Below are 17,741 nucleotides of genomic sequence, written 5' to 3' on the forward strand. Positions count from 1 at the left end.
CGCTTCAGCGCGCCTGGGCGCTCGCGCCGGAGGCCGGGGCAGCGCCTCGCGCGATGGCGTCCATGTTCGCGAGGCCCTGCTCGAAGTTCTTGCCGAGCATCGTGTCCATGTTCACGACGAGCGACATCACCTTGCCCATCAGGGTGTTCTCGCCCTCCATCGCCCAGCTCACGCGGGTGCCGCCGTTCTCCGGCGTGAGCGTGAAGATGGCCTGGTTCGTGGCCTCGAACGGCTTGAAGAACTCCAGCTTGATGACGACGCGCTCGCCGGGCTGGCTCTCCAGGATGGTCAGGCGCCCGTCCCCGGACTCACCGCCGGCATAGGAGAAGCTGGCGCCCGGCCCTTCGTTGGGCCCATCCCAGGACTTGGTCACGCCGGGGGCGGGCTCGGAGCGGAACGGGTTCCACGTGTCGAAGCGGTGCAGGTCGTTGATCAGCGCGAAGACGGTGGCCGGGGGCGCGGCCACGTGCGCGTTGCGCTCGATGCGGAAGTGGTCCGGCCGGGTGGCGACGAAGGCGCCCAGGGCGGCGACGAGGACAAGGGCGGCGATGGCGAGCTTGATGGCCATGAAGGGATCCAGGTTCGAGGGTTCAGCTCCACGTCGAACGAGGGGCCGTGGAATCGACACGGCATTTCCGCCCCTATTTCCCGCCCCGGGGCCTACCCGGGCCTACAGCTCACTTCACGGTGGGCTGGAGGGCCTGGAGCCGCGCCTTGTCCAGCTTCGCGGCGACGCCCACGCTGCGCCCGGCGAGGTTCGCGACGACGTACTGCACGGAGCTGCCCAGCACCTGGGCGCTCTCCGACAGCGTGAGCCCGGAGTCCTGCTCCAGCCACTGCGTCGCGGAGCGCAGGGCGTCATCCAGCGAGCCGCCCTGCCCCAGGGCCATCAGGTGCGCGGGGGACTCCACGCGGGGCGTGGAGGGCGGCGGCTTGCCGTGCAGGACGTCCAGGTCGGTCGTCACGAGCCAGGACTCGGAGGCCGCGAGCGCACCCGCGGGCAGACAGCAGAGCAGGACACAGAGGGCGCGGAGCATGGGCCGGCGCAGTGTAGCGGTAGACTCCGGCCCGCTGTTTCCCCGAGGAGGCATCATGCACAAGCGGATGATGAAGTTGGCCTTTGTCCTGGGAGTCCTGGCCGGCGGAGCGGCGGGCTTCATGCCGACAACGCAGGCCGAGGCGTTTCCCATGTGTCCCAGCGTCTGCGTGGACCCGGACTGCACCTGTCAGCTGAGGTGCTGGTACGAGCGCGCCAACGGCTGCGTCTGCGAGGACTCCTGCGTCGTCGAATGAGGCCGCGCCGACTCCATCAGCGCAGCCGCTGGCCGAAGGCCCGCAGGCGGTCGCGGGCCTTCAACACCTTCTCCTTCGGGATGGAGAACACCGCGCGCACGCGCTCCGGATCGCCGCACCAGGCGCCGCCGTTGAGCACCACGTGGGTGTGCTCGTAGATGATCCGCGGCAGGTTCTCCGGCGTGAGCTTCACCCCGTCCACCGAGCGCCCCAGCCACGCCGTCATCGGCGGCGCGAGGAACAGGCCGCCCGCCTCGGTGGCCTCCGCCCGGCCGTCGTCGGGCAGCGCCTCCGCGATGAGCGCCCGCTTCTCCGCGAGCTCCCGCCGCATCCGCGCCAGGTAGTTCCTCAACGCCTTGTGCCGCGCGGGATAGAGCAGCTGGCCATCCGGCCCCCGCGCGTGGGCCGCGTACAGGTACGCCGCCGCGCGAGCCGTCGGCGTGTGCAGCACACCCGGGGCGCTGTCCCGCAGCGCCGTCACCAGCGCCCGGTCCTTCGTGGCCAGCCAGCCCACGCGCAGGCCTCCGGCCGCGAACTCCTTCGACAGGCCGCCCAGCAGCACCGTCCTCGCGCCGATTCCGGGCACCGCGCCCTCCAGCGTCACCGGGCTGTGCACCGTCTCCGCCGTGGGGTTGGTGAGGTTCACCAGGCCGAAGATTTCGTCGGAGATCCACAGGCAGCGCTGCTCCACCACGAACGTCGCCAGCGCCATCAACTCCTCGTGCGACAGGTAGTGCCCCGTGGGGTTCGCCGGCTGCGACAGCACCACCGCGTCCGGCGTCCCCCCCCGCGCGCGGCGCGACAGCAGCGTGCCCAGCGGGCCGGACTCCACCTCGCACCCCGCCGCGAGGAACGTGGGCGCGAGCACGCCGTAACAAGGCGTCACCAGGAACACGCGCGGCCCCCGGCCCAGCCGCTGACGCAGCGCCACGCCCAGGTGGTGCATCAGCGGCCAGACGCCGGGCGCCACCACGACGTCCTCGGGGGCATAGCGGGCGCCTCGCGTCTCCAGCAGGAAGGCGGCCACCGCCTCCGACAGCCCCGTCTGCGCACCGTCCGAGCGCGGCGCGACGCCCGCCGCGATGAGCCCTTCAACGAGCGGTAGCGGCAGCGGGCCCTCGTTCTCGCCGTAGTCCAGGCGCACGAGCTCCGGGTCGTCCTCGCGGAAGAACTTCGGCGCGAACGCGGGCAGCTCCGCCAGCCGCGCGATGCGCTGCGAGCGCGGCAGCGGCACCTCCGGCACCCGGTGCGGCGAGGGCGGCTCCGGCTCCGCGAAGGCCATGCGGAAGGCCAGCAGCTCGGAGAAGGTGCGCTCGTAGAACCACTCCGCCAGGACGCTGATGCGCGAGTACGTCACCTCCGCCGCCACCTCCAGGTCCACGCGCAGCGGCTCCGGCACGGGGAGCAGCAGCGTCAGCTCCAGGTCCGGCCACACCGCGTTCTTGATGAGGCCATACAGGATGACCAGGTTGGGCGCGTGCTGCGTCCGGGCCAGGAACTCGAACAGCGTGCGCGGCTCCACCTCCCCGGTGATGTTGAAGAAGGCGCTCTCGTCCAGCACCACCCAGATGCCGCGCCGCGCGGCCTCCGCCACGATGTCGCGCAGGACGGCCAGGTTGGTGCGCTCGCCCGGCTCCACCGTCAGGAGCACGGCCTTCACGTCGAAGGCGCTCAGCAGGCGGCGGATCTCCCCCAGCGTGTTGTGCGTCACCGTGGCGCGCACGCCCGCCTTGTCCAGCGCTCGCGCGTAGAGCGGATGCAGGCTGCGCGACACCAGCACCGCGTCCCCGGGGTCGCACGTGGCGAGCAGGAACGAATAGACGGCCTGCTCCCGCTCCGGCGCGACGAACAGCGAGTCCTCCGACAACCTCAGGCCGAAGTGCCGGTCCAGGTAGCGGGCCACCAGCCTGCGGAAGGACGCGTCACCGGACTCGTGCGCGTAGGGCAGATACGGCGCCTGCGACAGCCGCTCCGCGAGCGCCGTGACGAAGCCCAGCTGCTCCGCGGACACCGCCCCCAGGTCCAGCTCCTCCTGGAGCGCGGCGACGCCCAGCGAGCGCAGCGCGGCGCGCAGGGCCAGCGTCTCCCGGGGCAGTGACAGGTGCGCCTCCCACACCGCCACCTCGTGCCAGATGGGGTGGCCCGCCTGCAGCCAGCCCAACGCCGTCGCCGCGCGCAGGGGCTCCGGGCTGTGGGCCTCCATGAAGAACTCGAACTCGCGCCCGGTGCGCTGCTCCAGGGACACGAGCGGACGGATGTCCGTGTCCGCCGCCTGCATCACCCGCCGGGCCACGCGCACGCGGGTGGTGAAGCCCCGCCGCGTGAACATCCGCGCGATGATGGCGCGGCCCGGACGGCCCGCGAGGTTCAGGAGCAACCGGCCTCCCGGCAACAGCCGCTCCGGCGCCTCGTTGAGCAGCCGCGCGATGAGCCCCAGGCCGAAGTGATCCTCGTAGACGTTCTGCAACGACGTGTAGTTGGACAGGTCCAACAGCGCCTGCGCATCCGCCTGCGCCAGCTCCGCGGGCAGCTCGTCGCTGCGCAGCACCTGGGGAATGCACCCGACGATGAAATCCCACGCCGGCTTCTGCGGCTCGCCGAGCAGCAGGTCGCTCTCCCCAAAGGACAGCCGCGACACCAGCTGCTCGTCGCCGTTGAGCCACGCGTTGCAGAGCCCCACCGCCGGGGCCTGCGGGTTCAGATCCAACCCCCGGATGCGCTGAAGCCCCGTGAACTTCGCCAGCGCGATGCAGATCCACCCGGAGCCGGAGCCCACCTCCACCAGCTGCTTGCCGGCGTACTCGTCCAGGGGGACCTTCAAGAGGCCCTCCAGGAACGTGAAGGCCCACGCCTCGGGGGCGAAGATGGACGGCGGAATCAGCAACTCCAGCCGCTCCTGCGACGCGCCCACCGCCACCACCACCGACGCCAGGCGCAGCGGCGCGCCCTCCGGCTTGTCGCGCGCCAGCTCCGCCAGTTCCCGCAGCTCCGCCAGCGCCTGGGCACGCTCCTCCGGCCGGGCCAGCGCCTCCGAAAGCGTACGCAACTGGACAAAGGCTTCACGGGCTGACGCGGGATAGGTGGCCATGGCGCGGCTGACTGTCCGGGCCCGCTCCCCCTCTGTCAACGACAGCCTTTGCGCGAATGCCTGACGCATCGCAGTACGGATTTACAGATTGCCATTCCGAGTTTACATGGGAAAGCCCGAGTCAAACACCCGTAAGCAGGCGCCATGAAAAGACAGTCGCAACGGGCCTTGCTCGCGGTGTTCGCCGTCATGCTGTTACACGCGCCACCGGCAAAGGCTCAAATCGCCGCCGCGCACGTGTATCACAATCACATGCCCAACTTCTGGGCGTACTACGACCTGACCCAATACAACGCGACGCCAGTGGGCGGCCCCATCCGCTACGCGTATGACGCGCAGGTCATCCAGATCAAGCAGTCGCCTCCGGCGAACTACACCTATTTCCTGCCGTCGGGCGCGCCCATGCCGCACGACGACCTGGTGACGTACTACTCGCACCACGCGAAGGTGGGCGCGGGGAAGTACCGGCTGGAGGGTGGCAAGTACATCGAGGACATCAACGGCCCGGTGACGGGCACGTATCCGTTCCTGCGCGTGGACACCACGGCGCCGTCCGTTCCCACGGGGCTCGCGGCGACGCGCACGGACCGCTCCGTGACGCTCACGTGGACCGCGTCCACGGACAACGTCGGCGTGACGGGCTACCAGGTGTTCCGCAATGGCACACAGGTGGGCACGCCCACGTCCACGAGCTACACGGACAGCGGGCTGTCCTCCAACACGGCCTATAGCTACACGGTCAAGGCACGCGACGCGGCGGGCAACACGTCCGCGGCCAGCAGCGCGCTCTCCGTCACCACGTCCACCAGCGGGGCGACGGTCACGTTCAACGTCACGGCGAGCACCGTGGTGGGACAGAACGTGTACGTGGTGGGCAGCGTCGCCGCGCTGGGGAGCTGGAGCCCGGCCAACGCCATCCTGCTGTCCGCGGCCAACTACCCCACTTGGAGCGCGGCCGTCGGACTGCCGGGCTCCACGGCGGTGGAGTACAAGTTCATCAAGAAGGACGCCGCCAACAACGTCACCTGGGAGAGCGGCGCCAACCGCACCCTGACGACGCCGGCCACGGGCACCTCCACCGTGAACGACACGTGGCGCTGAGCCGTTGAAGCGGACTCGCGGCGGGCCTGGAAACCGGGCCCGCCGTCTCAGTCCGAGTCGCGAGCGGCGGCCACCGCCTCGCGGTCGTAGGCTTCCTGGTGCTTCTGGATCGCGTCGATGTGCGCGAGGGTCCAGTCGTACAACACCGCGAACGGCTCCTGGAGCGACCTGCCCAGCGGGGTGAGCGCATATTCGACGCCCGGCGGCGAACCGCCGAGGACGCGGCGGCGGACCATCCCGTTGCGTTCGAGCTTTCGCAGCGTCTGCGTCAGCACGCGCTGGGTGATTCCCTCGAGCTGTCGCTTGATGGCGTTGAACCGCCTCGGCGCGGGCACGAGCACGGCAAGGACCATCATCGACCACTTGTCGCCAATCTGGTCGAGGATTGGCCGGGTGGGGCAGTCGGCTCGGTAGATGCGTTCGTCTTCAGTATCGCGCGGCATACCTGGGATGCTGAAGGTACGCTCTTGAACCTAGGTATGCAACGGATACCTTGAACGCGCCATCCTTGAAGGAGAGGAATCCAGATGACGCGTTTCAAAGACAAAGTCGTGGTCGTCACCGGCGGAAGTGACGGCATCGGGCTCGTGACCGCCAGGGCCTTCGCCGCGGAGGGGGCCAGGGTCTACGTCACCGGGCGAAGGCAGGAGCGGCTCGACGAGGCAGTCACCGAGATCGGGGGTGCCACCGTTGGCATCCAGGGGGACGTTGGAAACCTCTCCGACCTCGACCGGCTCTACGAGCGCATCCAGCGCGAACACGGCAGGGTCGATGTCGTTTTCGCCAATGCGGGAATCTCCGAGACCCGGGCGCTCGGTGAGATTGACGAGGAGCACTTCGATCGCGTGTTCAGCGCGAACGTGAAGGGCATGATCTTCACCGTGCAGAAGGCGCTGCCGCTCATGACCGACGGAGGGACGGTCATCCTCGCCGGGTCGGCCAGTGGCAGCAGAGGCTTCCCTGCCCTGTCGGTCTACAACGCGACCAAGGCCGCGATCCGCTCCCTCGCGCGAACCTGGACGACCGACCTGAAGAGCCGGGGCATCCGCGTCAACGTGGTCTCACCGGGGGTCATTGAGACGCCCGCGATGCAGACGTACCTCCAGCGCAACGCGGGGATGGAGGACGTGCTGAAACAGCTGACACCGCTCGGGCGGCTCGGCCAGCCGGAGGAGGTCGCGAGCGCGGTGCTGTTCCTGGCGTCGAACGAGAGCCGCTTCGTCGCGGGCGTCGAGCTCTTCGTGGATGGCGGGGTCATGGCGGTCTGACACAGGGATATTCCACGGTGCCCATCATCGGGACGGGAGTTCTTCCGGAGCCTCCGTGCGGGCTCGACGCGGCATCGCGGTTTCCTCCCTTCCGCGCGGAGGACTGGTCCTGGGCGGAAGCCGGTGCCCTCCCGGAGCGCAGTGGCGGAGTGATGCCGCTGCGCGCACCCTCACCCGAGGACGATGGCCGGGTGAAGGCCTGGCGCAAACACGCCCGGGACGGGACGCTTCCGCCGGTCCTGCTGATTTACTTCGCCCTGGTCGAGCGCTGGCTGGTGGTGGAGGACCTGTCCACGCTGTACCGCCAGGACGGCGCCATGAAGGCGGCGGAGCTGCGCCTGCGTGCGAAGCCCGGTGAGGTCGAAGCGGTCAATCGCAGCCTCCTGCGTGACCATGAACAGGTTCACCGGCTCGCGGTCACGCGTGCGTTCCCCCTGCGAGGCGGCGCCGCGGCCTGGAAGGCGGAGGTCACTGCCTGGCGGAAGGGGTCGGGCGTCACGGTCCAGTCAGATGACTGGGCGTTCTTCGTCGGCGGGTGAATGAGCCAGACACGAATGCCGGAGCAGGTCATGCAGGCCCTGTTGGACCTGCTGGCGGAGGAACCCGAGTACCGCGTGGGGCAGGCGCTCGCCATCGCCGCTGCCCGGAGGACGGGCTACTCGGATCCCTTTGGAGGGCAGCCTGACACCCACTTCCTGGCCCGCCATCATGGCAGCCCCATGCGCCGCCCTCTTGATGAGTTGCGCGACCGCGACGTGCATCGACAGCGAGACATGCTGCGTAGAGGCCCACCCGGGCAACCCTGCCGCGTGCGGCCTCACGGATGCCGAAGCAGCCGCCATCCTGGGAGCCACCGCAAGCGGTGCTGCTGCTGGCGCCGCATTGTCCGAACTGGACGATCCCGACAAGGGATGGCGGGAGCACTGCATCAAGACCTACGTGCAGTGCAAGGACTCGAAGAAGCCCTACTGGGTAGGTGACTGCTACGCCTGCTTGAGGAACTGTGAGGGCCAGCGTCAGTGGCCATTCGCGCAGTGCCACCCGCGACTCCGCCAGCACGGAGGCACACATGCCCGACCCCAAGGCCTGGGATGAAATCTGGGAGCTGAACCGAAGCGTGTCGGAGCTGGGCCAGCCCCTCACACTGACCGCGAGCGTGTGCGCCCTGCTCCGAAGCACCGCTTCTGACGTTGCCATCCCCTCCGAAGAAGCAGAAAGGGCCCTTCAGGCTGAAGCGAGTGCAGCCGCGCTCCTGGCGCAAATCGCGCAACGTATCCGCGAGGGCTCCCGTCGCCTCTCCCGCGCTCTCAACACCTCCTACCAGCGTCAGCAGGCCGGAGACACCGAGGGCGCACGCCAGCCCATGCTGGACGTCCTCGCCGTCGAAGTCGTGCCGCACTACCGGGACATCGCCCAGACTCAACTCGATGCCCTGGACGAGGACTGATGCGCACGTGCCGGAAGCTCAGCCCTGTGGCGCTGCCGGCGTCAGCAGCAGGTCCGACAGGCCGGGCTTGGAGCGGCGCAGCAGGTCCTCCAGCGAGTACTTGTCCAACGTGGCGAGGAACGCGTCGCGCGCCTCCGCCAGGACTCCCTTGAGGCCGCACGCCGGCGCGATGGGGCAGGTGTTGTGCTCCCGGTCGAAGCACTCCACCAGGTGGAAGTCCGGCTCGGCCGCGCGCACCACCTTGCCCAGCCGGATGTCTTTCGGCGCCTTCGCCAGCAGCACGCCCCCCGCCCGCCCGGGCCTCACCTCCACGTTGCCCTCCTGCGCCAGCGTCTGCACCACGCGCACCAGGTGGTGCTTGGAGATGCCGTAGGCGTCCGCCATCTCCTGCGTGGAGGACGGGCGCCCCGGCCGCGCCGCCAGGTACATCAGGACGCGCAGCGAGTAGTCGGCGTGAAGGGTCAGGTGCAAGTCAGGCGGCTCCGGCGACGGGCCCTGCTCGCGGCGTGCTCGGCAGGAAGGCATCCGCGTGGATGTCCTTCAGCGAGAACCCCGCGAGAAAGAGCTTCTTGCGCAGGGATAGCACCGCTTCGGGGTTGCCGCAGAGGAACGCTCGCCAGCCCACCGGCCGCTTCGGGAGGCATGTCAGGACCTTCGCATCCAACGCCCCCTCCTCCATCTGCCCACCTCCTCCCGCCAGCACGACGGGACGGTAGTGGAGGTTCGGGTGGCTCGCCGCCAGCGCCCTCAGCGCGTCCACCAGGTACAGCCCGGCCGGCTCCCGGGCCCCGTGGAACAGGTGGATGGGGCCGGTGTGGCCCGCCTCCAGCGCGTCCCTCAGGATGCCATACAGCGGCGCGAGCCCCGTGCCCGTCCCCGCCAGCAGCAGGGGCGCCTCCGGCTGACCGGGCACGTAGAAGCAGTCCCCCGCCGGCCCCTGGAGGTGCACCCGCTCACCCGGCCGGACCTCTCGCGCGAACCAGCCGCTCATGGCGCCGCCGGGCACGAGCCTCACGTGCAGCTCCAGCTGGCCCTCGCGAGGCAGGCTCGCCAGCGAATAGCTGCGCGCGAGCCCGTCCGCGCGCACCACCGTGACGTACTGCCCCGCGCGATAATCAAGCGGCGACTCCACCTCCAGCCGCACCGCGAACACGTCCCCGCTGAGCGACTCCAGGGCCACCACGCGCGCGGGGACGCGCAGCTCCGACGCCCCCGCCACCTCCAGCGCCGTGCCCTCCTGGGGCCGGCACGCGCACGCGAGGAAGTAGCCGCGTGCCCGCAGCGTGTCCTTGAGCCCCACCTGCGCCGCCTCGGGCACCGCGCCCGAGGTCGCCCGCATCAGACAGGACTGGCAGGCCCCTGCCCGGCACGCATGAGGCACGTGCACGCCCTGGCGCAGCAGCCCGTCCAGCACCGTCTCCCCGGGCTCCAGCGGATACCACTCGGATTCATGCCGCACCTTGGCCATGACGTGCCTCCTTGTTGCTGCCTTCAGCGGTTCAACACGTCCGCGCGCGCCCCTTCGGCGACGGCCATCACCTGGCCCACCAGGTCCGCGGGCACGCCCAGCTCCTCCAGCGTCTCCTTCAGGTGCCCAGCCACCGCGTTGAAGTGCATGTCGTTCAGCCCGCGATCCACCAGGTGCTTGTGCCCCGCGCGCATGTCCTTGCCCGAGTAGTTCGCGGGCCCGCCGGTCACCATCGTCAGGAACGCCTTCTGCTTCGCGGCCTGGCGCTCCATGTCCACGTCCTCGAAGAAGTGGCTGATGCGCTCGTCGGCCAGCACCTTCCGGTAGAACACGTCCACCGCCGCCGCCATCGCCGGCTCCCCGCCAATCTTCTCGTACACGCTCGTCATGGCTTCGCTGCCTTTCCGGGCCCACGCCCCAAAAGATGCATTACAAATGCATCTTTAAGGGCAGTGCCGTCAACACCTCGTGCCGGCGTGCATCGGTTCCGCTTCTCGCGCATGTGTCCCGGCCTCATGCGCACAGCCTGCCCGCAGGCGCGAGGGCTCAGGCGGGCAGCAGGGCCCGGGCGCGGCGCACCACGCGCTCCATGCCGCTCTTCACGTGGTCCAGCGGCAGGAAGCGGTTCACCGGCGTGGGCTGGTAGCCCAGGGGGCCCAGGCGCTTTCTCAGCGCGTGGTTGGCTCGCAGCGCGCGCAGGTGCCGGGCCGTCTCACGGGTGTTGAAGATGATGGACAGCGACACGGAGACGTCCTCCGCGCCGTTCTTCACGTAGTGCGGCGCCACGAAGGGGATGTGCAGCGCGTCCCCGGGGCCGAACGCGTAGCGCGTCGCCGTGGCGTCGAAGGACTCGCGGTAGTTCACCTTGGAGCCGGAGCGCGCGACGAAGGACTCCAGGTCCGGCGCGGGGACCACCTGTTCGTCCCACGCCTTCGAGACGTGCACGGCCTTGGTGCCGCGAAACTGCATCAGCAGCGTGGAGTAGCGGTCCAGGTGGAAGGGCGTGACGCTGCCGGGGGACGCGATGAAGAGGTAGAGCATGGGGTCCACGGCGCGCGTGCCCACGCCCTGGGCGCGCATCAGGTCCTCCACCTCCGACAAGAGCGCGCGGTACAGCTCATGGAAGCTTCTGTCCTGCTCCGGCGCGCGCAGCATGATGTACGAATTGCTCGTCATCATGTTCTCCACGGTGTCCTTCAGCGACAGGCCGGTGCGGTAGTCCACGTGCGCGCGGTCGAAGTCCGCGTCCTTGGGCACCAGGCCGGAGCTGAAGAACACGTTCTCGGAAGGCAGCCGCTGCACCACGCCCGCCAGGTTCTCCAGCTCCAGCGCGGGGTGTCCCAGGAGCGTGTGACGGCACCGGAAGGACTCACGGTCGAACTGCAACGGCGCCCCGGTGGATTCAAAGATGCGATTCACGGATGTGAACTCCTTGCCGCGCGTGGCGACAGGTGTTCACTCGATGCCAGCAGAGCGCGAACACAGCGTCAAAATGGGGCGTTTTGCCCCACGTCTTCGTGGGGCATTCTGCCCCGCTTCCCTCTGGAGCCCTTCCAGGCTGCCTGCCTGCCCTGCCGTCGCCCTTGGGGTGGGGCGAGCGCGGCCGGAATTCATGCCCATGTTTCGTCCATCACCTCGCTAGGGAGGAAAAAGACATGGCGCTGGAGACAATCCTGTTGTGGGCGGTCATCGGCCTCATTGCTGGATGGCTCGCGTCCGCGGTGGTCGGTGGTGGATACGGCGTGATTGGCGACATCGTCGTGGGCGTGGTGGGCGCGTTCCTGGGAGGCTTCATCCTCCGGGCGCTCGGCACGGGCGCCCCGTTCGGTGGGCTCGCGGGCACCATCTTCGTGGCGTTCATCGGAGCGGTGGTCTTGCTACTCATCCTGCGGCTCATCCATTCGAGCACGGTCCGAAGGGTCTGACCTGGACGGCCTGAAGCCGTGAAGACTTCTCGCGCGGGGCGCATGCGTCCCGCGCGAGAAGTGTTTTCAGGTCCTGCTACGGCGCGCAGCGCGGCAGGGCCTTGTCCCGCCGGGGATCATCAGGCCCCTTGAAGCCGAGGCAGATGCAGCCGCCGTCCACGCAGAAGAAGCCCGCGCCCGTGAGACACTTGTTTCCACAGCCGCCGCAGTTGTTGTTGTCATCCGAGGTGGTCGTGCAGACGCCGTTGCACATGGCCTCGTCCGGTGCGCTGCAAACGGCCGGGCAGACGCCGTTCGAGCACGTCGCGCCGCCGGGGCAGGTCTTCTGGGTGCCGGAGCAGCCACCGCCGCTGTCGCACGTATCGCCCGTGGTGCAGGCGTTGCCGTCGTTGCAGGAGGCGCCCGTGGTGTCGCGCTCGCACGCCTGGGTCTCCGTGTAGCTCGAAGCACCGCCACAGGATCCACCCCCGCACGCCATGTTCGTCACCGTCCGGGACCGGGTGCCCGACCGGCCACACGTGCCGCTGAAGCCGCCGCACGCGGACCAGGCGCCGACCTGGGTGCCACAGGCATTGCCTGACGTGCTGCGGCTGCAGGTCGACGTCTCCGTGGACGAGGAGGCGCTGCATGAGCCAAACGAGCACGTCCGCGTCGTCACGCTGCGCGACTGCGTGCCGGATTCGTCGCAGGAATCCGAGTAGCCACTGCACGTGCTCCAGCTTCCCGTCGTGGTGGTGCCGCACGACTTGCCCTCGGTGTTGCGGTAGCAGTCCGCCGTCTCCGTGTCGCTGAAGGCCTGGCACGTCCCGGCGGAGCACAACCGCTCCGTGATGGTGCGCGACTGGACGCCGTCCTCCCCGCAGGTGCCGGAGTAGCTGCAAGAGCCCCAGCTGCCCGTCGTCGTGCTGCCGCAGGTGATGCCGTCGGTGTCGCGGGTGCAGGCCTCCGTCTCCGTCCGGCTCGACGGCTGGCAGGTGCCCGCGGAGCAGAAGCCCTCCGTCACCGTGCGGGACCGGCTGCCGCTCTCGCCACAGGTGCCGGAGTAGCTGCACGTGCCCCAGCTGCCCGTGCTGGAGGAACCACAGGCGCTGCCCTGCGTGCTGCGCGTGCAGGCGCGGGTCTCCGTGGTGGGGGACGCCTGGCAGCCGCCGTTGAAGCAGGCCTGCACCGTGACCGTGCGCGACTGCGTGCCCGTCTCACCGCACGTCCCGGAGAAGCCCTCGCACGCGCCCCAGGCGCTCTCGGTTCCGCCGCCGCACGTGGTGCCGTTGCCCAGCGCCACATCGCCCGGGCACTGCGCGCTGCTGCCCGTGCAGTACTCGGCCGCGTCGCAGACACCCGAGGCCGAGCGGCACTGCGTGGTCGCGGGCTTGAAGCTCCAGCCCGTCGTGGACAGCGTCGGGTTGCACACCTGGCACGCGCCCGCCGGGTTCGTGGCTCCGGAGGCGTAGAGCGTGCCGTCGATGAAGCAGTTCGCGGAGCACTGGCCGGACGCATCGCAGATGCTGCCCGCGCCGCAGCTGGTCCCCGCCGCGACGTCGCCGTCCGCGGGGCACTGCGCGCTGCTGCCCGTGCAGAACTCCACCGCGTCACAGGCATCCGCCGCGCCCCGGCACTGCGAGGCCGCGGACTTGAAACTCCAGGCCGACGTGGAGCGGGACGGGTCGCACACCTGGCACGCGCCCGAAGGGTTCGTCGTCCCCGCCGCGACCAGCGCTCCGTCGATGAAGCAGCTGGAGATGCACTGCGCGGACGCGTTGCACACGCTGCCCGCGCCGCAGACCGTGCCCATGGCCAGCACCGGATGCAGGCACGAGCCCGACGCATCACAGACATCCGTGGTGCAGGGGTTGCCGTCGTCCACGCACGCCGTCCCCGCAGGCTGCTTCAGGTCCGGCGGGCACTCGCCCCCGGCCCCTGTGCAGACCTCCGCCACGTCACACGGGCCCACCGCCGCGCGGCACGCCGTGCCCGGCGACCGGGGCGTGTACGTGCACGCGCCCGTCTCCGGCTGACAGGCCCCCGCGTTCTCCAGGCACACGCCGCCCGGCGACTCGCAGACCTTCAGCGTGCCGTTGGCACAGCTCGCGTCGGTGCCGCAGGTCTCCCCGCTGGTGCAGGCGTTGCCGTCATCACACGCGGTGCCCACGGGCTTCGTCGTGTACGTGCAGGTTCCCTCGGAGCAGGCGCCCACCGCCTCGTGACACTGGTCCGGCGGGGCGTTGCAGGCCTTGGGCGTGCCGCCGCAGGCGGTCGCGCTCTCACCGTCGCAGACGTCTTCGAGGGTGCAGGCATCCCCGTCGTCACACGCCGTGCCGCGCGGGGCGACGGTGCAGATGCCCTCGTTGCCGGGCAGGTTGCACGCGTCGCATGCGCCGTTACAGGCGGAGTCACAGCAGACGCCATCCGCGCAGGTGCCGCTGTTGCAATCCCGGTTGGCGGCGCACACCTCGCCGTTCTCCTTCTTCGTCCCCCACTGCGCCTCCACCGGCGTGGGGATGATGACCGCGGGCTGGACGCAGTCGCCCCCGGTACACACCTCTCCGTCGGGACACACCACCCCGACACAGGCTTCATCGATACAGCCTCCGTCCTGGCACGCCTCGCCCGCGACACAGCCCGCGTCGCAGGCGTCATCCAGCTCATCCGTGGCACAACTCACCGACAACAGGGAAAGGACACACAACACGGCGGTGCCCATCAGGGCACGCACCGAACGCGGTAGGGACATGGGGAGCTTCCGGCGACGACGGGGGTGACTGCGGAAACGCCCGAAGCCCCCAGGGCCCGACGAGGACCTGGAGGCTCGGGGCGGAAGCGGCGCTTCAGGACGCCGCGACGCCTACGGCGCGAAGATGCCCGTCACGAGCATCGCGTGCGCCTCCGGCCAGGCGGACCGGAAGGGGTGGCCCTGGAAGTCGGCGTTGCCAGACGAGGCCGCCTCCAGGATGGCGTAGTACTGCTTGCCCGCCGCCAGCACGCCGGGCGGGAAGCGCAGCGACGTGGCCGCCGTGTACAGCTGCGCCACCGGCCCGCCCGCGGCCTGCGCCGTGCGGCCCTGCGCGTTCACGAACACCTCATAGACGCGGACGCGGTAGTGCGTGGCGGTGCCCACCGACGGCGCCGTCCAGGCAAGGCGCGGCGTCAGGCCCACGCCCGTCACGTTCCCGAAGGCATCCTGGCCCGCCAGCGTCGGCGAGCGCGCGGGGCCCAGCCGGGGCGCCAGCGCGGAGGCGTGGAACGACGGCAGCGCGTCCGCCTGGCCCACCGAAGGCCGCACGGTGAGCGCGGTGGTCGCGCCCGGCGCCAGCAGCGGCACCGTGAAGGACGTCTCCGCCAGGCCCGCCTGCGTGAAGCCCGGGAAGGGGTTGCCGTAGCTGAAGGAGAAGGCGCGGTTCGCGGCGCCCGTGACCGGGAAGTAGGTCAAGAGGTCCGGCGCGGACGCGTAGCTGCCCCGCGTGCCGTCCGGGAACGCCGCGACGAACAGCGCGTGGTCCACGGGCTGGGCGCTGGGGTGCACCTGGGTGCGCAGCGCCTCGAAGTCCTGCGTGCGCAGGTCCACGTTCAGCACCTGGTCCTGCGCGAGCACGGCCAGGGTGCCCGTGAAGCTCGCCGTGCCGCCCTGGGCCACCGCCAGCGGCGCGGAGAAGGCCCGCGTCGCCGCCGTGTAGGCCACGGGCGCGCCGCTCGTCGCCTCCGACTTCAGGGAGAGCTGGTGGAACGTCACGGTGTCACCCGAGGCGGCCTCCACCGGGCTCGCGTTGCGCATGCCCGCGTACTCCAGCGTCTGGGTCCAGCGCTGGCTGCCCGCGCCCAGCGCGGCGCCCGTCAGCGCGTACTCCGGCACGCCCTGCGCCCACAGGCCCGTGCCCGCGGAGAAGACTTCGAGGTCGTCTCCGGCCTGCCAGGGCGCCAGGCCCTGCAGGTCCACGGACAGGGTCGTGCTCGCGCTGGCCGGGGCCGCGTCCGGGCGGCCCTGCCCGTCACGCCCCAGGTCCGGCGCGCGCGAGTTCGTCACCACGTAGTCCTTGCCCAGCCGCAGGTAGTACGCGCCCGAGGGCACGCCCTGGATGGAGAACGTCCCATCCGCCGCGCCCGCGCCGTTGAACGTCGTGAACGTGCCGTTGCCCTGCTCCACCAGCGCCTGCACCACCGTGGCGCCCAGGTCCGTGTTCCGGCTCAGCTGCGCGTTGCCCGTCGTCACGAAGCGGTCCACCGACGCGCCGCGCACGGCCAGCGGCTGGATGGTGAAGGCCTGGCTCGCCAGGGACGGCAGCCCCGCCACGGACGCCACCAGCGTGTAGCCCACGCCCGACGCGTCGATGCTCAGGTCCGCGAACGTCGCGATGCCCGCCGAAGGCGCCGCCTCCACCGTGCCGGACAGCGTGCCCGCGCCGGGGTTCGCGCCCAGCGCCAGCCGCACCGGGCCCGAGGGGGCCAGCGACGTGCGGCCCAGGCTGTCCAGCAGCACCACGCGCACCGCGGGGGTGATGACGTTGGTCGCGAGCACGTCCGAGGGCTGCGTGAGGAAGCCCAGCGCCGTGGCGCACGCGGGGCCCGTCCAGGTGAGGGAGAAGGTCTGCACGGCCTCCAGGCCTTCCGCGTCCGTCACCCGGGCGTGCACCACCGGCGTCGCCTGCGCGTCCACGCACGCGGGGGCCGTCCACGTCACCTCGCTGCCCTCGGAGATGGGGGCGGACGTGCCCAGGGTGCCGGCCGTCGTCTCCCAGGCGAAGCCCAGGGCGGTGCCCTCCGGGTCCATGGCGCGGACGTTGAAGCGCACGGTGCTGCCCGGGCCCACGGTGCGGGCCGTCTGGAAGGCGCTGGTGATGCTCGGCGCCACGTTGGCGGACACCGGCGCGCCCACGCACACGCCCAGGTGGCCCAGGCCCTCGCCGCCCCGGCCGTCCGTCACGCGCACGGTGAGCTGGCAGTTGTCACAGGTGCCCTGCGCGGGCAGCTCCGAGGGGGTGAAGCGCGCGTTCGCGGTGCCCTCGTCCGTCCAGGTGCCCGCGCAGCTCGCGGTCCAGGCGTAGTGCAGGTTCGCCGCGACGTCGTCGTTGTCCTGGCCCTGCGCGCTCACGCCAATGGACTGGCCGGGGACGACCTGCGTGGGGAAGCCGGTGAGCGACACCACCTGCGGCCAGGAGTTGAAGCGCACGAAGACCTCCGCCTCGCCCACGCCCGTGCCCTCCACGAGGATGGGGAAGCTCACCGCGGTGGACGCGCCCAGCTGATCCGCCACCGTCAGCGTCAGCGTCCGCACGCCCTCCGTCATGGGGGCCGTCCAGCGCGAGGCCAGCGCCGCGGGCGTGCCGAAGGTGCCCGCCGTCGCCGTCCACGCGTACGTGAGCACGTCGCCGCTGTTCGGGTCGTAGGCCGTGGCCCGCACGTCCACGAAGCCGCCCACCTCCACCGAGGAGCGCGACACCACCAGCGAGGTGATGATGGGGCCGGCGTTCTCGAACTCGGGGGACGGGTCCACCTGCTGGAGCAGGATGTTCACCTGGACCGTCTGGTTGGCGGTGATGGTGACGTCCAGCGCCTCGCCCCGGTAGATGAGCCGCGCGTTCGAGTCATACGCGAAGGCCCGGAAGCGGCGCCCGGCGCCCGCGGGCAGCTGGCTCAACAGGCCCGTCCATACCGAGTTGTCCGGCGCGAGCTGCACGGTGAGCTCCGGCTGGCCCGGGCCATCCACCGTGAGGTCCACCCGCTGCACGTCGGAGGCGGTCACCGCCTGGTGCACGGCGACGACGAAGCGCGCGGCGCCCACGTCCTCCGCCTGGGGCTCGGCGGGAGCGGCGGCCTTCTGACAGCCGGCCAGGGTGAGCAATGCGGACACGACGACCAGGAACCGTCCCCACGAAGGGGGCGGCGCCCGAAGAGGCATTTGAACGGACATAGGAATGGGGAGCGAAGAAGGGAGACCCGCGAGGGAATGCGGCGACGCGCGCGGGAGCACGCCCCCGACCCACACCCAGCGTCGAGGTGTCAAGTTGGTAACACCCAATCCCAGACATGCGAATTTTTCACCTTCCAAACAAACAAACCCTGTGCGTGGGTCTGTCTGGACAGGCGTTTCATGAGACACCCTTGGGTAGGGCACCACCCATGAGGTCCCGGTGGACGCTCAAACGATGACGCCAGCCAT

The 17,741-nt window shown here is 70.4% G+C and carries 16 protein-coding genes; 6 read left to right on the forward strand and 10 right to left on the reverse strand.

Annotation, left to right across the window (positions count from 1 at the left end; genetic code table 11):
- Nucleotides 1-4: 4 nt before the first annotated feature.
- Both D7X96_RS10330 and D7X96_RS10335 read right to left on the reverse strand, forming a co-directional pair.
- On the reverse strand, nt 5-568 hold the full coding sequence (locus D7X96_RS10330) for an SRPBCC family protein (RefSeq protein WP_120547765.1): 564 nt from the start codon (nt 566-568) through the stop codon (nt 5-7).
- 109 nt (nt 569-677) lie between these two features.
- The gene (locus D7X96_RS10335) at nt 678-1,037 is read right to left on the reverse strand and encodes a hypothetical protein (RefSeq protein ID WP_244219521.1); all 360 of its coding nucleotides are present in this window, start codon (nt 1,035-1,037) and stop codon (nt 678-680) included.
- 55 nt (nt 1,038-1,092) lie between these two features.
- Here D7X96_RS10335 and D7X96_RS10340 point away from each other — a divergent pair, with 55 nt between their 5' ends.
- Entirely contained in the window at nt 1,093-1,293 is a 201-nt protein-coding gene (locus D7X96_RS10340; RefSeq protein WP_121769623.1) for a hypothetical protein, read from the forward strand.
- Between the two features lie 16 nt (nt 1,294-1,309).
- Here D7X96_RS10340 and D7X96_RS10345 read toward each other — a convergent pair whose 3' ends face one another.
- Nucleotides 1,310-4,381, reverse strand: a complete 3,072-nt coding sequence (locus tag D7X96_RS10345; protein ID WP_120547763.1) for an aminotransferase class I/II-fold pyridoxal phosphate-dependent enzyme — start codon at nt 4,379-4,381, stop codon at nt 1,310-1,312.
- Between the two features lie 252 nt (nt 4,382-4,633).
- On the opposite strand from D7X96_RS10345, the gene D7X96_RS10350 reads away from it, so the two are divergent.
- Nucleotides 4,634-5,482: a CBM20 domain-containing protein gene (locus tag D7X96_RS10350; RefSeq protein WP_370450108.1), complete on the forward strand. Its 849-nt coding sequence runs from the start codon at nt 4,634-4,636 to the stop codon at nt 5,480-5,482.
- 47 nt (nt 5,483-5,529) lie between these two features.
- On the opposite strand, the gene D7X96_RS10355 is transcribed toward D7X96_RS10350, so the two are convergent.
- The gene (locus D7X96_RS10355; RefSeq protein WP_121769624.1) at nt 5,530-5,925 is read right to left on the reverse strand and encodes a winged helix-turn-helix transcriptional regulator; all 396 of its coding nucleotides are present in this window, start codon (nt 5,923-5,925) and stop codon (nt 5,530-5,532) included.
- A gap of 84 nt (nt 5,926-6,009) precedes the next feature.
- Here D7X96_RS10355 and D7X96_RS10360 point away from each other — a divergent pair, with 84 nt between their 5' ends.
- From D7X96_RS10360 to D7X96_RS10370, 3 genes are all read left to right on the forward strand, one after another.
- Entirely contained in the window at nt 6,010-6,750 is a 741-nt protein-coding gene (locus D7X96_RS10360; protein ID WP_121722838.1) for a glucose 1-dehydrogenase, read from the forward strand.
- Nucleotides 6,751-6,902: 152 nt separating this feature from the next.
- Nucleotides 6,903-7,289 carry a hypothetical protein gene (locus D7X96_RS10365; RefSeq protein ID WP_208647293.1) on the forward strand — a complete coding sequence of 129 codons (387 nt, stop codon included), beginning with the start codon at nt 6,903-6,905 and terminating at the stop codon, nt 7,287-7,289.
- Nucleotides 7,290-7,819: 530 nt separating this feature from the next.
- Nucleotides 7,820-8,197 carry a DUSAM domain-containing protein gene (locus tag D7X96_RS10370; RefSeq protein ID WP_121769625.1) on the forward strand — a complete coding sequence of 126 codons (378 nt, stop codon included), beginning with the start codon at nt 7,820-7,822 and terminating at the stop codon, nt 8,195-8,197.
- 18 nt (nt 8,198-8,215) lie between these two features.
- On the opposite strand, the gene D7X96_RS10375 is transcribed toward D7X96_RS10370, so the two are convergent.
- The 4 genes from D7X96_RS10375 to D7X96_RS10390 form a co-directional block, all read right to left on the reverse strand.
- A complete protein-coding gene (locus D7X96_RS10375) occupies nt 8,216-8,668 on the reverse strand; it encodes an RrF2 family transcriptional regulator (protein WP_121724443.1) in 453 nt (150 codons plus the stop codon).
- A gap of 1 nt (nt 8,669) precedes the next feature.
- Complete coding sequence (locus D7X96_RS10380) at nt 8,670-9,665, reverse strand: 2Fe-2S iron-sulfur cluster-binding protein (RefSeq protein WP_121769626.1); 996 nt, start codon at nt 9,663-9,665, stop codon at nt 8,670-8,672.
- 23 nt (nt 9,666-9,688) lie between these two features.
- On the reverse strand, nt 9,689-10,054 hold the full coding sequence (locus tag D7X96_RS10385; RefSeq protein ID WP_120547754.1) for a group I truncated hemoglobin: 366 nt from the start codon (nt 10,052-10,054) through the stop codon (nt 9,689-9,691).
- A gap of 157 nt (nt 10,055-10,211) precedes the next feature.
- A complete protein-coding gene (locus D7X96_RS10390) occupies nt 10,212-11,084 on the reverse strand; it encodes a cupin-like domain-containing protein (protein ID WP_147468275.1) in 873 nt (290 codons plus the stop codon).
- 236 nt (nt 11,085-11,320) lie between these two features.
- Here D7X96_RS10390 and D7X96_RS10395 point away from each other — a divergent pair, with 236 nt between their 5' ends.
- On the forward strand, nt 11,321-11,590 hold the full coding sequence (locus tag D7X96_RS10395) for a GlsB/YeaQ/YmgE family stress response membrane protein (RefSeq protein WP_120547752.1): 270 nt from the start codon (nt 11,321-11,323) through the stop codon (nt 11,588-11,590).
- Between the two features lie 76 nt (nt 11,591-11,666).
- On the opposite strand, the gene D7X96_RS10400 is transcribed toward D7X96_RS10395, so the two are convergent.
- Both D7X96_RS10400 and D7X96_RS10405 read right to left on the reverse strand, forming a co-directional pair.
- Nucleotides 11,667-14,321 (reverse strand): hypothetical protein, encoded by a 2,655-nt coding sequence (locus D7X96_RS10400; protein WP_147442707.1) that lies wholly within the window; start codon nt 14,319-14,321, stop codon nt 11,667-11,669.
- Between the two features lie 111 nt (nt 14,322-14,432).
- On the reverse strand, nt 14,433-17,432 hold the full coding sequence (locus D7X96_RS10405) for a hypothetical protein (protein WP_147468276.1): 3,000 nt from the start codon (nt 17,430-17,432) through the stop codon (nt 14,433-14,435).
- Nucleotides 17,433-17,741: the final 309 nt, after the last annotated feature.

Source organism: Corallococcus interemptor (assembly GCF_003668875.1).
In the GTDB taxonomy this organism is placed as follows: domain Bacteria; phylum Myxococcota; class Myxococcia; order Myxococcales; family Myxococcaceae; genus Corallococcus; species Corallococcus interemptor.

Excerpts from the sequence above, each read along its gene's own strand:
- D7X96_RS10330 (WP_120547765.1), bottom strand. The coding sequence starts at position 568 with ATGGCCATCAAGCTCGCCATCGCCGCCCTTGTCCTCGTCGCCGCCCTG.
- D7X96_RS10335 (WP_244219521.1), bottom strand. The coding sequence starts at position 1,037 with ATGCTCCGCGCCCTCTGTGTCCTGCTCTGCTGTCTGCCCGCGGGTGCG.
- D7X96_RS10340 (WP_121769623.1), top strand. The coding sequence starts at position 1,093 with ATGCACAAGCGGATGATGAAGTTGGCCTTTGTCCTGGGAGTCCTGGCC.
- D7X96_RS10345 (WP_120547763.1), bottom strand. The coding sequence starts at position 4,381 with ATGGCCACCTATCCCGCGTCAGCCCGTGAAGCCTTTGTCCAGTTGCGT.
- D7X96_RS10350 (WP_370450108.1), top strand. The coding sequence starts at position 4,634 with ATGCCCAACTTCTGGGCGTACTACGACCTGACCCAATACAACGCGACG.
- D7X96_RS10355 (WP_121769624.1), bottom strand. The coding sequence starts at position 5,925 with ATGCCGCGCGATACTGAAGACGAACGCATCTACCGAGCCGACTGCCCC.
- D7X96_RS10360 (WP_121722838.1), top strand. The coding sequence starts at position 6,010 with ATGACGCGTTTCAAAGACAAAGTCGTGGTCGTCACCGGCGGAAGTGAC.
- D7X96_RS10365 (WP_208647293.1), top strand. The coding sequence starts at position 6,903 with ATGCCGCTGCGCGCACCCTCACCCGAGGACGATGGCCGGGTGAAGGCC.
- D7X96_RS10370 (WP_121769625.1), top strand. The coding sequence starts at position 7,820 with ATGCCCGACCCCAAGGCCTGGGATGAAATCTGGGAGCTGAACCGAAGC.
- D7X96_RS10380 (WP_121769626.1), bottom strand. The coding sequence starts at position 9,665 with ATGGCCAAGGTGCGGCATGAATCCGAGTGGTATCCGCTGGAGCCCGGG.
- D7X96_RS10385 (WP_120547754.1), bottom strand. The coding sequence starts at position 10,054 with ATGACGAGCGTGTACGAGAAGATTGGCGGGGAGCCGGCGATGGCGGCG.
- D7X96_RS10395 (WP_120547752.1), top strand. The coding sequence starts at position 11,321 with ATGGCGCTGGAGACAATCCTGTTGTGGGCGGTCATCGGCCTCATTGCT.
- D7X96_RS10400 (WP_147442707.1), bottom strand. The coding sequence starts at position 14,321 with ATGTCCCTACCGCGTTCGGTGCGTGCCCTGATGGGCACCGCCGTGTTG.